The sequence below is a fragment of the Salinicola socius genome, assembly GCF_001937195.1.
GTDB lineage: Bacteria > Pseudomonadota > Gammaproteobacteria > Pseudomonadales > Halomonadaceae > Salinicola > Salinicola socius.
The window spans coordinates 162,732-176,816 of sequence record NZ_MSDO01000004.1 but is presented as its reverse complement, the minus strand read 5'-3'; the positions used below and the strand labels follow the sequence as shown (position 1 = coordinate 176,816).

General features: G+C 62.8%; 14 protein-coding genes. 4 read left to right on the top strand and 10 right to left on the bottom strand.

What is annotated here, in order from left to right; all coding sequences use genetic code 11:
• Positions 1 to 12: 12 nt before the first annotated feature.
• Both BTW07_RS05105 and BTW07_RS05100 read left to right on the top strand, forming a co-directional pair.
• Positions 13 to 417: a 4a-hydroxytetrahydrobiopterin dehydratase gene (locus BTW07_RS05105; protein WP_075569087.1), complete on the top strand. Its 405-nt coding sequence runs from the start codon at positions 13 to 15 to the stop codon at positions 415 to 417.
• A complete protein-coding gene (locus BTW07_RS05100; protein ID WP_075569086.1) occupies positions 369 to 1,559 on the top strand; it encodes an amino acid aminotransferase in 1,191 nt (396 codons plus the stop codon). The genes BTW07_RS05105 and BTW07_RS05100 overlap by 49 nt, the downstream gene beginning before the upstream one ends.
• Before the next feature lie 142 nt (positions 1,560 to 1,701).
• On the opposite strand, the gene BTW07_RS05095 is transcribed toward BTW07_RS05100, so the two are convergent.
• The 6 genes from BTW07_RS05095 to dkgB form a co-directional block, all read right to left on the bottom strand.
• Complete coding sequence (locus tag BTW07_RS05095) at positions 1,702 to 2,502, bottom strand: copper resistance protein B (RefSeq protein ID WP_075569085.1); 801 nt, start codon at positions 2,500 to 2,502, stop codon at positions 1,702 to 1,704.
• The gene (locus BTW07_RS05090) at positions 2,495 to 4,390 is read right to left on the bottom strand and encodes a copper resistance system multicopper oxidase (RefSeq protein WP_075569084.1); all 1,896 of its coding nucleotides are present in this window, start codon (positions 4,388 to 4,390) and stop codon (positions 2,495 to 2,497) included. The genes BTW07_RS05095 and BTW07_RS05090 overlap by 8 nt, the downstream gene beginning before the upstream one ends.
• A 71-nt stretch (positions 4,391 to 4,461) precedes the next feature.
• A complete protein-coding gene (locus BTW07_RS05085) occupies positions 4,462 to 5,775 on the bottom strand; it encodes a sensor histidine kinase (protein ID WP_075569083.1) in 1,314 nt (437 codons plus the stop codon).
• A complete protein-coding gene (locus BTW07_RS05080) occupies positions 5,756 to 6,430 on the bottom strand; it encodes a response regulator transcription factor (protein WP_075569082.1) in 675 nt (224 codons plus the stop codon). Before BTW07_RS05080 ends, BTW07_RS05085 begins: the two co-directional genes overlap by 20 nt.
• 106 nt (positions 6,431 to 6,536) lie before the next feature.
• The gene (locus tag BTW07_RS05075; RefSeq protein WP_144076828.1) at positions 6,537 to 6,980 is read right to left on the bottom strand and encodes an EF-hand domain-containing protein; all 444 of its coding nucleotides are present in this window, start codon (positions 6,978 to 6,980) and stop codon (positions 6,537 to 6,539) included.
• Between the two features lie 88 nt (positions 6,981 to 7,068).
• The gene (dkgB, locus tag BTW07_RS05070) at positions 7,069 to 7,881 is read right to left on the bottom strand and encodes a 2,5-didehydrogluconate reductase DkgB (RefSeq protein ID WP_075569080.1); all 813 of its coding nucleotides are present in this window, start codon (positions 7,879 to 7,881) and stop codon (positions 7,069 to 7,071) included.
• A 138-nt stretch (positions 7,882 to 8,019) separates the two neighbouring features.
• Here dkgB and BTW07_RS05065 point away from each other — a divergent pair, with 138 nt between their 5' ends.
• The gene (locus BTW07_RS05065; protein WP_075569079.1) at positions 8,020 to 9,162 is read left to right on the top strand and encodes an NAD(P)/FAD-dependent oxidoreductase; all 1,143 of its coding nucleotides are present in this window, start codon (positions 8,020 to 8,022) and stop codon (positions 9,160 to 9,162) included.
• 182 nt (positions 9,163 to 9,344) lie between these two features.
• Here BTW07_RS05065 and BTW07_RS05060 read toward each other — a convergent pair whose 3' ends face one another.
• Together BTW07_RS05060 and BTW07_RS05055 are read right to left on the bottom strand one after the other, a co-directional pair.
• A complete protein-coding gene (locus BTW07_RS05060) occupies positions 9,345 to 9,932 on the bottom strand; it encodes a YceI family protein (RefSeq protein ID WP_075569078.1) in 588 nt (195 codons plus the stop codon).
• A 91-nt stretch (positions 9,933 to 10,023) separates the two neighbouring features.
• Entirely contained in the window at positions 10,024 to 10,578 is a 555-nt protein-coding gene (locus BTW07_RS05055; RefSeq protein ID WP_075569077.1) for a cytochrome b, read from the bottom strand.
• Positions 10,579 to 10,679: 101 nt separating this feature from the next.
• On the opposite strand from BTW07_RS05055, the gene BTW07_RS19990 reads away from it, so the two are divergent.
• Complete coding sequence (locus BTW07_RS19990; protein WP_162618358.1) at positions 10,680 to 10,940, top strand: hypothetical protein; 261 nt, start codon at positions 10,680 to 10,682, stop codon at positions 10,938 to 10,940.
• Positions 10,941 to 11,257: 317 nt separating this feature from the next.
• Here the strand turns inward: BTW07_RS19990 and BTW07_RS05050 are convergent, their stop codons facing one another.
• Positions 11,258 to 12,475, bottom strand: a complete 1,218-nt coding sequence (locus BTW07_RS05050; RefSeq protein WP_075569076.1) for an O-succinylhomoserine sulfhydrylase — start codon at positions 12,473 to 12,475, stop codon at positions 11,258 to 11,260.
• 76 nt (positions 12,476 to 12,551) lie between these two features.
• Positions 12,552 to 14,066: an amidophosphoribosyltransferase gene (gene purF, locus BTW07_RS05045; RefSeq protein ID WP_075569075.1), complete on the bottom strand. Its 1,515-nt coding sequence runs from the start codon at positions 14,064 to 14,066 to the stop codon at positions 12,552 to 12,554.
• Positions 14,067 to 14,085: the final 19 nt, after the last annotated feature.

Below are 14,085 nucleotides of genomic sequence, written 5' to 3'. Positions count from 1 at the left end.
GGAGATTCGACCATGACGACGCTCGCCGAACAGCCGTGCACCGCCTGTGACGCGGGTGCAGCGACGTTGACACCGATAGAGATCGATAAGTTGCTGCCGGAACTGCCCCAGTGGCAGATCCTGGAGCACGATGGCATCATGCAGTTGCAGCGAAGCTTCACGTTTCGCGATTTTGCGCAGGCTCTGAGCTTTACCAACCGGGTGGGTGAACTTGCCGAGTCGCAAGGCCATCATCCGGCGCTCACCACCGAATGGGGCAAGACCACAGTGACCTGGTGGACGCACAAGATCAGGGGCCTGCATCGCAATGATTTCATCATGGCCGCCAGAACCGACGAGGTAGCGCACTCCTATGCTGGAGAAGACCGATGTTTGAGAAGATCGAGCGTGTCCCCGGGGACGCCATCCTCGGGCTGATCGAAGCTTACAATCAGGATGCCAACCCGCAGAAGGTCGACCTTGGCGTCGGCGTCTACCGGGATCCGAATGGCCATACCCCGATCATGCGCGCCGTGAAACAAGCCGAGGCGCGCCTGCTGGAAAGCGAACAGACCAAGAGCTACATCGGCTCTCATGGCGATCCGCGCTACGGCAAGGCGATCCTGCCGCTGGTGCTGGGGGCAGGCTCGCCGGTGCTGGCCGCCAATCGCGCCAGTGCCACCCAGTCACCGGGCGGCACCGGTGCGCTGCGTCTGGCCGCGGATTTCATCCGCACCCAGCTGCCGGGCAAGAGCGTGTGGCTTTCCAACCCGACCTGGCCCAATCATATCGGTATCTTCGAAGGTGCCGAGATTCCGATTCAGCGTTATCCGTACGTCGATGGCGACAATCGCCTCGATTTCGACGGCATGCTGGCCGCGCTCAAGCAGATCCCTCACGGTGACGTGGTGCTGCTGCATGCGTGCTGCCACAACCCGTCAGGCTTCGATCTCAATCAGGACCAGTGGCGCCAGGTGCTGGCGGTGGTCCAGGAGCGCGAGCTGTTGCCGCTGGTCGACTTCGCCTATCAGGGCTTCGGCGACGGGCTGGACGTCGACGCTTTCGGTGCCCGCCTGCTGGCCGAGAACCTCGACGAGATGCTGATCACCAGCTCCTGCTCGAAGAACTTCGGTCTCTACCGCGAGCGGACCGGCTGCCTGATCGTGATTGCCAGGACCGCGGAGCAGATGGAGAACGTGCGCTCGCAGATGGCGATCGTCGCCCGCGAGAACTACTCCACGCCTCCCTCGCACGGGGCGGCGATCGTGGTCGACATTCTCGAATCCGAGGAGCTGACCCAACTGTGGAAAAGCGAACTGACCGAGATGTGCGATCGCATCAATACGCTGCGTCGTGACCTGGTCGACTCGCTCAAACCCTACGGACTGGATCAGCGTTTTGCCCATGTGGCAGAGCAGCGCGGCATGTTCTCCTACACCGGGCTATCCACGGCCCAGGTGAAGCGGCTGCGGGACGAGTTCAGCATCTATATGGTGGGTTCCGGCCGCGCCAACGTCGCCGGATTCACCAGCGAGAACCTGCCCTACGTGGCCAAGGCGATCGCCGCCGTCGTCGACTGAACCCGAGCGGAGGTCGGCCGAACGTCCTCCGGTCGGACCCGAGACACCCAGCCACGGCTGGGTGTCTTGCCATCGGCGACTCCTGGCGCTGAAGGCCCACGCCCTTGAAAGCCCACGCCTTTAAGCACTCAGTACCAAGCACTCAGTACCAAGCGCTCAGGCCGACCACCAGAGAGAGCCGGTCAGCCTCTTCTCGCGTCCGCATATCCCGCGTTTCTCCATGGACGTTTTCCCAGCTCATCCCGACATAGGGCGAGAATTGGCGGGTCACGTCATAGCTCAGACGCAATCCGGCCTCGGTGCTGGTGATGCCCTTGCCGAGCTCGTAATCGGCTACACGATCCGCGGAGGCGTTGATCTCGAAGCGCGGTGAAAGGATCCACCGCTGCGTGAGCAGCCACTCATGCTCGAACTCGAGCCGCGCGCTGGTATCGCCGCGCTCGCTGACGAACAGCGACGCCTCGGTGTCGATGCCGTAGGGCGCGAGCCCCTGAAGGCCAATAACCCCGTAGGTGCGCGAGGGATGGGGGTCGGCATCATGCCGCAAGCCCACCTGTAGATCCCAGAAATCGTCCAGCATGCGGTCGTAGAGGCCTTGGAATTCGGCACTCTCCGTCTGCCCGGTGCGCCAGTCACCCTCCCCTTCGGTCTTCCACCAGAACTTGTCGCGATCGTTGCCGTACCAGCCTTCGGCCTCCCATAGATAGCCTTCGCCACCGTCGTAGCCACGATACTCCAGTCGATCCAGAGTGAAGTTGGCGTAGTTGGCATCGTCCACAACCGGCCGCGCCCAGCTGGCCGGCGCCCCGCTGTGCGCGTCGGGATCCGCCGGCACGACCGACTCCAGAGACGCCTTGCCGGGCGGGGTCGCCTGCGCCGAGACGGGCATCAAAATCATGGCGGCCAGCAATAGGGGTTGGAGCGCGCATTGAGAGTTATTCATGCGCGTGCTCCTTGTCCAGGACGCGAACGACCCGAAACATGCCCATCTCCATGTGGTAAAGCAGGTGGCAGTGGAAGGCCCAGCGTCCCGGCTCGTCGGCGGTCACCAGCAGCGATACCCGCGCCGCCGGTCGCACGCTGATGGTGTGCTTGAGCGGCAGGTGTGCACCTTGTCCGTTCTCGAGTGCCATGAACATGCCATGCAGGTGGATCGGATGCTCCATCATGGTGTTGTTGATCAACACCAACCGCAATCGCTCGCCATAGTGGAAGTCGATAGGCCCGGATTCGCTGTAGGCCTTGCCATCGAACGACCACATGTAGCGCTCCATGTTGCCGGTAAGATGCAAGGTCACGGTACGGGTCGGCGACCGCTGATCCTCGATCGCCACGGGGCGTCTGAGCTGTGTGTAGCGCAGTACACGGTGATCGACATTCTCGAGACCTAGGCCGGGCTCGTCGAGCCGGTCGCGCATGGCCGCGTGCATCATCCCCTGGCTCCGCTCGCCGTGGCTTTGGTGCCCCATCGGGGCCGCCATGGAGCCTCCTTGCATGGCGTCATCGTCCATGGCGCCTTCCTTCATGCCGATGCCGGCATCCCACGCGCCATGAGGCACCCTGTGGTCGACCATGCCACCATCGTGCATTTGGCCCATATCGCTCGCCCCCATCGTCATGTCCGCCCCCTGAGTGCCGCTCATGCGAGCCATGGAACCCGTGTCCATACCGGCCATCGCTCCCATGCTCATGTCGGCCATGGTTCGACGAGGCGGCTTGCGCAACGACGGCACCGGCGCGAATTCGCCAAGACTTGGTGTCAGGCTGCCGAGTGCGAATCCCGTTCGATCCATGCTTTCGCACATCAGCGTGTAGGGGCGGGCCTCCGGCGCCACTATCACGTCGAAGGTTTCGGCCACGCCGATCTGGAATTCGTCGATCTCGACCGGCTCGACCGGTTGTCCGTCGGCGGCCACCACTGTCATGGCCAACCCTGGAATCCGGACGTTGAAATAGGTCATGGCGGAAGCGTTGATGAACCGCAGCCGAACCCGCTCCCCCGGCGCGAAGAGCCCTTCCCATGGCGTGGCCGAATGGTGACCGTTGAGCAGGTAGTCGTAGGTGAGCCCGGAGATATCGGCGATATCCCGCGGGCTCATGCGCATGTCGCCCCACATCCGGCGCTCCTGCAGCGTCGCTGACCAGCCCTTGGCCTCCACTTCCTCGAAGAAATCACCGACGGTCCGCTCGTCGAGGTTGTAGTAATCGCTCTGTGCCTTGAGCTTGGTCATGATCCGATGAGGATCGTCGAAGGTCCAGTCGTTGAGCATGACGACGAAATCACACGCCACCGGATGTGGATCCGGTTCGGCGGAATGCACGACGAGCGGTCCCGTCAGGCCTTTCTGTTCCTGCACGCCCGAATGGCTGTGATACCAGTAGGTGCCGCTCTGGCGCACCGGAAAATAGGCCTCGAACGTCTCGCCCGGAGAAACACCGGGGAACGAGACGCCGGGAACGCCATCCATCGTGAAGGGAAGCAGGAGGCCGTGCCAGTGCAGGGACGTGGGGACATCCAGGTGGTTGTGAACGCGCAGACGCGCGGTTTGCCCTTCCCACAACTCGATGAGCGGCGACGGCACGCTGTCGTTGACGCTGTACGCCGCGCCGCCACGACCGGCGACATGGAAGCGATCGGTACGCACGTGTGCATCGAAGGTCACGTTTCGGGGAGGGCCTTTCTGCAGACGCCCGATGTGGCCGGGGGTTGCCGAGCGGCTCCCCGCTGCCGCGAAGGCGGCCGGCGGCATCAAGGCATTCCAGCCGCCCAGCACGCCGAGTGCACCCAGCGCGCGTATCAGCGTTCGACGCCGAGGACAGAATTCATTCATTTCAGGCTCTCCGACATACAGCGGTAGTCGCAGACCTTAACCCCCGAAGCTGACACCAAGCTGAGAAACGGTCACGAATCGCCCGACGGCAGGATCAGCTCGATCCTTAGCCCGCCGCCGCTCGCTTGCCCGAAGTGCACATCGCCGCGATAGCGTTCGACCAGTTGACGCAGGATGGATAGCCCCAGACCGTGCCCGGGGCGCTGTTCGTCGAGACGCCAGCCTCGCTCTCCCAGCCGGTGTCGCTGCCCTTCCGGTACCCCCGGTCCATCGTCCTCGACGACGAGCCGATAGGCCGAGACACAGTCGACCGTCACCGAACGCGCGGCCCACTTGCCGCCGTTGTCGAGCACGATCCCCAGCACTTCCATCGCATCGTGACGCTCGAGCGGGAGTCGGGTCAGCGCCAATCGATCCGGCAGGAAGCGATAGTCGATGTCGGGATAGAGCGTTGCCATCATGCCCAGCATCGTATCGACATCATCCTCGCTCAGACGGCGCTGCCCGGTAGCCTGGCCCGCGATACGCGAGCGCCGCAGCGCTTCGGTCAGCTTCTCGTCGATGACGTAAAGACGATGCAGAATCTGCTCGCGACGCTTGTCGGTCAGTGGTTTACGCTGGCCCAGCGCCTGAATGATGGCGGCCAGCGGCGTCTTGATGGCATGCGACAGGTTGGCCAGCGATTGCCGGGAACGTAGCTGACGAAAGCGCTGCTCATCGACGAACTCGTTGATCTGGGCGACGACATCCTCCAGCTCGGAGACCGTGGAGACATCGAGGCAATCGCGCTCGCCCCGGCGCAGGGCCCAGAGCTGGCGCTTGAGCCCAGCCAGCGGCCGAAGCGCACGCTGTACGACGACCCAGCTCAGCAGCAGCAACAGCAGCGAGATCAATGCCGCCGTGGCGCCGATCCAAAGATGCAGACGTGCAAGCCCTCGGTCGACCTGAGCGAAGTCCTCCCCGACCAGCACGGTGACCATTTCGTCTCGGATTTCCGCCTGCTCGCGCCAAGCCAGGAAAGGGTGTCCCTGCCACTCGATATCCAGAACCTGGCGGTCCGGCCCCTTCAGGAAGCTCTCCAGTTCACGGACCCCCTCGGAAGGCGAGACGAACACCTGCCCCCCGCGACGTACCAGATAGACATGGTGAAAAACGGAAGTGTCGGGCCACACGTCCCGCTCGACCGGTGCCAGCGGCATGTCGCCCAGCGCCAGGCGGGAAATGATGTACTCGGCTTCCTGCTGCAGACGGCCGGCCAGAAAGTCTCGGGCCAAGTTCGTCAGCAACATGCCATGAAGGAACCAGGTCACTCCCATGATGAAGACCGCGACCAGCGCCAGCCGGCTCAGCAACCGTATCCGCAGGCTACGACTGGCGAACGGCATGGAGCACGTAACCTTCACCCCTGCGGGTTTCGATGCGAGAGCGCCCGAAGCGTTGACGCAGACGCGCGACGTAGACCTCGATCATATTGGGTGTGGATATGTCCTGGGACAGCGTATAGAGCTGGTCCAGTAGCCGTTGCTTGGAGTGGACACGATCGGGGTTGTGCATCATGAAACGCAGTAACCGATACTCGGTAGCCGTCAGCGTCTGCCAGTCCGACTCGCCGATGCGACAGCGCTTGAGCGCTTCGTCCAGTTGCAGGTCGTCCAGTGTCAGCAGCGCCTTGGCCTGCCCGTGGGAGCGGCGAATCAAGGCTTGCAAGCGGGCCAACAGCTCCGCCTCGTGAAAAGGCTTGGTGACGTAGTCGTCGGCGCCGCCCTGCAGCCCCTTGACCTTGTCCTCCCAACTGTCGCGGGCCGTCAGCGCCAGCACCGGAACGAGATTTCCCGCATCCCGGCAGCGCTCCAGTATGCCCAGACCCGATCCGTCCGGCAGTCCGAGATCGAGGAGGATGGCGGCGTAGTCCTCGCTCGCGATCAAGGCTTCGGCATCACGGCACTGCGTCGCGACGTCCACCCGATAGCCCTCTTCGTCCAGCCGCTCGGCCAGACTGTCGCCGAGCAGCTCGTCATCCTCGACCAGCAACAGTTTCATGATTCGACTCGCTGACAAACGCATTCAGCATCCTATATCGACAATCTGAATGCCGGCTGAATGACCACGCGAGGGCACCCAGCCCAGCGGAGTGACACGCCAGGGCTCACTCCGACAACGTGTCCGACCCCATTGCCTGCTCGAAGCTTTCCCGTGTCACGCCACTGGGCTTTCCCTCGCTTCCTGGCGTGCTGAGCTGCTCGAACATCGTCCGCTGCCTGGCGCTGACCGCTTCGTCCTGATCGATGACGCCATCGCCATCCACATCCAGTTGCTCGAAGCTCAAGGCATTGGGCCGCTGATCGACCGGGGTCTGTGCGCCGCCGTCGGTGAACCCGGCATTCTCACGCCCTACGCCGCCGGATTTCTCGATCGACTCATGATCGACCTGGGACGCGTTGGCAGGCGCCTGAGGCTCGTCGCTGTCCTGCTTGACGTTCAACCCCGAACTCCCCGCCGACATCGAATCCTGCTCCGCCGCCGCATCCTGGGCCCACACCGGCAACGCCAGACCGCCGGCCAGCAAACCAACACACAGGCAAGACGCCATCCGTCTTCCCACCGTCCGCGTAAGCATCGCTATTCCTCTTGAAACGGTAACGTTCCTGAGACCCGCGATTACGACAAAAATTCAGCCACTACTCATCCCATCGGGGAGCGAATGACGGGTTGGCCTGGCGGTCACCACGATCGAGACGATCGATCTGCTCGATCTCGTCGGCGCCAAGACGAATGTCCATCGCCTCCAGGTTCGATTTCTGGTTGGCCGGCTTGGTCGAGGAGGGAATCACGATGATATCGCGTGCCGCGATCCAGGCCAGTGCGATCTGCGCAGCCGAGGCATCATGGGCGTCAGCGATGCGCTTGAGCACCGGGTCATCCATCACCTTGCCCACCGCCAGCGGCATGTAGGCGGTGACATCGAGCCCCTTGGCCTGACAGTGTTCGACCAGCTTGCGGTTGGCGAGGAACGGGTGCACCTCGATCTGGTTGGTGACGATGTTCTCGCCGCCCGGCAAGCCGAGGGCCTCGTCGATCTGGGCGATGGTGAAGTTGGAAACGCCGATATGCCGGGTGAGACCGCGAGCGCGTGCGGCATCCAGCGCGGCGATGGTGTCGGCCATCGGTACCTCGCCCTTGGGTGATGGCCAGTGAATCAGCACCAGGTCCAGTTGCTCGAGTCCGAAGTTCTCCAGACTCTGTTCGATGGCGGCGGTCAATGGCTTCGGTTCGAGCTTGTCCCACCAGATCTTGGTGGTCACGAACAGCTCGTCACGCGCGATACCGCTGTGGCGAATGGCCTTGCCCACCGCGACTTCGTTCTCGTACATCTGGGCGCTGTCGAGATGGCGATAGCCGAGTTCGAGGGCGGACGTTACCGAGTCGATCACCGCCCGCTCCTTGAGGCGATACGTACCCAGACCGGGCTGCGGCAGAATATGGCGTGTCATCAATGCGCTCTCCTAGAGTTCAACGATCAGCCGAGGCTCGAAGTCGGGCACAGGACACCACGGATGAAAAACGACCTCTTCGAGCCTCGCTCTCAGCACATGCTAGACTGAAGTCCGACTCCCCGCCCGGATCGAGGCATGACGAATACCCAGCCGAGCCACCTTGACAACCGGCCCGTAGGCCAGCATCTGATACTCGTCGGCAACGGCGATTCCCATCTTCACGTCGCCGCCCACGCCGAGCGTCTCGTGCAGCGAGGCGCCCGGGTGACGCTGGTGACGCGGCAGGACTTCGCGTTCGCCGACTGGCTCGGCGGCATGCTGGGTGGCGAATGGCAGCTCGATGATGTCCGTCTCCCCGCAGACCGTATCGTTGCCCACGGTGGCGAGCATGTTGCCGCCGAGGTGGTGCAGGTCGACCGCCAGCAGCGTCGAATCACCCTCGAGGACGGCAGGCAACTCGACTACGACTGGCTGTCGCTCGATCTACCGCCCGTGGTCGACGAGCATGCGATCCCCGGCTTCTACACGGCCAAGGGCGTCTTCACCGCCTCCGCCGACGATCTCTGGATACTACGTCAGCGACTGGAGACTCAGCTTGCCGGCGCCACAGGCGACCTGCCCAGTATCGCCGTCATCGGCAATGGACCCACCGCCGTCGAGCTCGCCGCCAACCTGCTGGCGCTGGGCGAGCGCTATGGCCGCCGGCTGACGGTGACTCTGGTCGGCAATGATCGCCGCCCGCTGCCCGGCGCCTGTCAGCGCGCCAATCGCTGGCTATTGCAGCGGCTACATCGTAGAGGGTTGCGGCTGGAGCTGGTCGCAACGGCAACCCGCTACGATCGCAACCAGCTGATTCTGGACGATGGCAGCGGGGTCGACGCCGATCTGCTGCTCGTTACCGAACATCTACGGCCCTCGCCGGGACTGACGCCGTTCGGCCTCGAGACCGACGGGAATGGCCGCATCGCCGTCGGACCCGCCTTGCGCAGTCGCGAGGATCCGCGACTGTTCCTGGCACGTGGACTGCTGGCGGATCTTGCTCACCCGCCGACGACCCGCGAGCGAGCCGCCCTGCTGCTGGAAGCATTGGATCAGACGCTCAGCGGGGAATCGCGGACCCTGCGCTACGATCAGTTCGAGCGCTGGAAGGCGCTCAATCTGGGCGATCTTCGTGACATCGCATGGCGCGGCTCGTTGTGGTGCCGCGGTCGTTGGGTACGGCGCTGGAAGCATCGCCGCGACCGCCGCGAAGTGGCGCACTATCTCGGCAACGCTTGACCGCCGGCGCCGTTCCGAGCCGGAATGTCGAGTCGCCAGCCATGACCAAGCAGACCGGCGCAAACGCAAGATCCCGGCACCAGGGCCGGGATCTCCTATTTTGAAGGCGGCTTTTCGCGACCGCCTTGCATAGCCACCTTTCATGACTAGCGCGGCTAACGCTGGCTCCAGCGCGAACCCTCTTACTGACGAACGCCCTCGAGCACGATATACAGCTCGACGCTGTGCATCGGTTCCGGGAAATCGCTCATGTCGATATCGAAGTCCGCCAGATCCAGCGTGGTGGAAGCCTCGAAGCCTTGACGATAACCGCCCCAAGGATCTTCGCCACCGCCGATGTGATCGACCTCGAACGTCACCGGCTTGGTAACACCATGAATCGTGAGGTCGCCGGTCATCTCGGCCTCGTCGCCTTCGTCATCGACGTCGAAACTCGTCGACTTGAACGTGGCCTGCGGAAACTCGCTCACATTCAGGAAATCGCCGCTCTGGATGTGCTTGTCACGCTCGGCATGATTCGTGTCCAGGCTGTCCACGTCCACGGTCACGTCGACGCTGGAGTCATCCGGCGACTCGGGATCGTAGCTGAAATCGCCCTGGAACTGCTTGAAGCTACCCAGAATGTACGAATACCCCAGGTGGCTGATCTTGAACTGGATAAAGGCGTGCTGTCCTTCGCTGTCGATCTGGTAATCGGCAGCCTGCGCCTGGGCCAGCGGCAGAGCCGACGCGGCGGCGATCAGCGTTGCGAGTGCGGTCTTTTTCAACATCGTCATGCTCCTTGAAGCGGTTTGAGTCTTCTAGCCAGAAGGTCCAGCCCCGGCGACGGCAGGCACTCGCCGGGGCGGGAGAATGAAACTGTCAGCGGCGTCTGGCCGCGCGGGGAGTGAGCATACGGGTTAGCGTATCCTGGCGATCTACCCAGTGATGCTTGAAAGCTGCCAGTCCGTGACCCGCGGCAAGGACGACCAGCGCCCACGCCGCATACCAATGGATGTCGCCGGCCAGCACCGCCTGATCCGGCAACCCGGACACCAGCGCCGGAACGGTGAACCAGCCGAACATGCTGATGCCCTCGCCTTCCGCCGTGGAAATCAGATAGCCCGAAATCATCACCACGAACATCAGTGCATAGATCAGACCGTGACCCAGATGCGCCGCACGCTGCTCCAGCGGCTTGCCATGGGCGACCGGCGTCGGCTGCAACAGCCGCCACACTACCCGGAAGATGCTGACCAGCAGGACCGCAATACCGATCGACTTATGCCACCACGGGGCCAGATGATACCAATGGTCATAGTAGCCCAGTCCGGTCATCCACCAGCCCAGCGCGAACAAACCGACGATCGCCAGCGCGCTCGACCAGTGAACGACGATGCTGACCCAACCCCAACCCGATCGCGTATTACCCCACACGGCACGTCTCCCTTTCATCTACGCTCAGCATACGGCGTGACCGGCAGGAAGCCAGACCCGATCCGTGAAACCATTGGTGACGAGAGGGAAACAATAAAGCCGTGGCCGAAGACACGCCCAAGTGCCTCGCACCCCAGGCGAGACCGACAGATACCCCCGTCACCAGCGAGCGATCGACGGCACAAGGCGTATTGCTGACTTCGGTGGTAGTGAAGACCTCTTCCGCGACAGCGATGACGCTATTGATCGCCGAAAAAAACAAAGCCATCGAATCATCGATGGCAGTCGTGGACTTACTTATCAAAAATGCTGCTTGTGGACTTCTTGGACACTTTTGCGGCTTTCTTCTCTTTGGCGGTTAGTAGCGGTTTCTTCTTGGCGTTCTTCTTGCTGTCTTGTCCTTTACTCATGGCACTTCCCTCATCGACATGAAGCCAATTTAGCCAGCCGGACAGCTGTGACCACCGACTGATTTCCCAAGCAGCCAAGCTGGCGTGACCATCAGTATGGCCCTAAGCATGACCAATAGATAGGCGCCGTCAGCGAGGGTCCGTCGGTCAAAAACGACGAAGCTCCGGCGGAGATGCCAGAGCTTCATCTGCAATCCAGAACCCACGAGCGCAGGCTTTTTCCAGATCGGCGAAGGCTTGCGAAAAGCCAGGCCAACCCGCTCGGCCGACTAGAGCAGCCTCAGGCCTCGCTCGAGATCGGCCTTGAGGTCGTCCAGCGTTTCCAGCCCGACGGCGATACGAATCAGGCCATCGCGAATGCCGGCGGAAGCGCGCTGTTCATCGGTGAGACGACCATGCGTCGTGGTGCCGGGATGGGTGATCGTCGTCTTGACGTCGCCCAGATTGCCGGTGATCGACATCACGCGCGTATTGTCGATGACCTTCCAAGCTGCGGCCTGACCGCCCTTCACCTCGATGCCCATCACCGCCCCGAACCCCTGCTGCTGACGTTTGGCCAGCGCATGCTGCGGGTGGCTTTCGAGACCGCTGTAGTGGACACGCTCGATGGCCGGTTGGGACTCGAGCCATTCCGCCATCGCCTGAGCGCTCCGGCTATGCGCGTGCATCCGCAGGCTGAGTGTCTCCAGCCCCTTGAGGAAAATCCAGGCATTGAACGGACTCATGCACGGCCCGCAGGTGCGCACCACGCCGTAGAGCTGCTCCAGTTCCTCGTTGCGGCCGACCACGGCACCGCCGATCGCCCGCCCCTGCCCGTCGAGATACTTGGTGGCGGAGTGAATCACCAGGTCCGCGCCCAGATCCAGCGGCCGCTGCAGCGCCGGCGTCAGGAAGCAGTTGTCGATCGCCAGCCAGGCGCCATGCCGGTGGGCCAGTTCGGCCAGCGCGGCGACGTCGACCAACTCGTTGAGCGGATTCGACGGCGTCTCGGCAAACAGCAGCTTGGTGTTGGGCGTGATCGCCGCTTCCCACTGCGCCAGGTCGTTGAGCTCGACATAGCGTGGCACCACGCCGAACTTGGCCAGATACTTGTCGAACAGCGCGATGGTCGAGCCGAACACCGACCGCGAGACGATCACCTCGTCACCGGCCTTGAGCAGCGCCAGCACGGTGGACAGAATCGCCGCCATGCCGGAGCTGGTGGCGACACAGCGTTCACCACCTTCGAGTGCCGCCAGCCGCTGCTCGAACGTGCGCACCGTCGGGTTGGTGAAGCGGGAATAGACGTTGCCGGGCTCTTCGCCCTTGAACTTGCGCGCCGCTTCCGCCGCGCTGCCATAAACGAAGCTGGAGGTCGGGAAGATCGGCTCGGCGTGCTCCTGTTCATGGGTACGCTCATGCCCCGCGCGGATTGCCAGCGTCTCCAGGCCTAATGTTTCCGAGCCCGGCGTTTCCAACCCCGGCGTGAGATCGTCGTCAAAACTCATCCAGCAGCTCCTGAAAAACAAGATCCCGTGAGAGCCCGGCGTACGTGTCCGGACTCAGGTTCGATCGCCTTGGCGATCAGTCGTCTTCACTGTCATTGTGCAGATCGACGACGGCGTTGAGGCTCTCGCGCCCGGACTTGGCGGCATCGTTACGCGCCGCTTCCAGCGCCGCCAGGTAGTTGTCGTCGACATCGCCGGTGACATAGTGGCCGTCGAATACCGAACAGTCGAAATCGTCGAGCGCCGGATTGACCTCGCGGCACGCCGCCTTGAGATCCTCGAGATCCTGGTAGATGAGGCGGTCGGCGCCAATCAGCTCTCCCACTTCGGCATCGGTGCGGCCATGGGCGACCAGCTCGGTGGCGACCGGCATGTCGATTCCGTAGACGTTGGGAAAGCGCACGGCTGGCGCGGCCGAGGCGAAGTAGACCTTGTTGGCGCCGGCGTCGCGGGCCATCTGGATGATCTGCTTGCAGGTCGTTCCGCGCACGATCGAATCGTCCACCAGCATCACGTTCTTGCCTTCGAACTCGCTGGCGATGGCGTTGAGCTTCTGACGAACGGACTTCTTGCGCTGGGTCTGCCCCGGCATGATGAACGTCCGACCGATATAGCGGTTCTTCATGAAGCCTTCGCGGAAGGTCACGCCGATGTGCTGGGCCAACTCCAGCGCCGTGGTGCGCGAGGTATCGGGAATCGGGATCACCACGTCGATATCGTGATCCGGCCATTCGCGCTCGATCCGATCGCCCAGCTTGCGGCCCATCTGCATCCGGGTGCCGTAGACATACGCGCCGTCCAGCATCGAATCGGGGCGTGCCAGATAGACATGCTCGAAAATACACGGCGTCAGGCGCGGCTTGTCGACGCACATCTGCGTATGGATGTTCTTGTCCATGTCGACGAAGATCGCTTCACCCGGCGCGAGATCCCGCACCAGCTCGAAACCGGCAACGTCGAGTGCGACCGATTCGGAAGCGATCATCACGTCCTGGCCCTCGGCGGTCTGTCGGGTGCCATAGACCACCGGACGAATCCCGTGGGGGTCACGAAACGCCACCAGTCCGAAACCGTTGATGATCGCCACCGCGGCGTAACCGCCGCTGCAGCGCCGGTGAACGCGACGCAGCGAATCGAAGATATCCTCCGGCGTCAGCGTCACCCCCTGCTTGCCCAGTTCATGGGCAAACACGTTGAGCAGCACCTCGGAATCGGAGCTGGTGTTGATGTGACGCAGGTCGGAGGAGAACAGCTCCTGCTTGAGCTGATCGGAGTTGGTCAAATTACCGTTGTGGGCCAGCGTGATGCCGTAAGGGGAATTGACGTAGAACGGCTGGGACTCGGCCTCGCTCGCGGTACCCGCGGTCGGATAGCGAACATGACCGATACCGAGCTGGCCCTGGAGCCGCTTCATGTGACGCGTGTGGAACACGTCCCGCACCAGTCCGTTGTTCTTGCGCAGCAGAAAGCGACCTTCATCCCAGGTCATCATGCCGGCGGCATCCTGTCCGCGGTGCTGCAAAACCGTCAATGCGTCGTAAATCAACTGATTGACCGCTTCATTGGCCATGAGGCCTACGATACCGCACATGCCGCCTTACCTCGCTTGG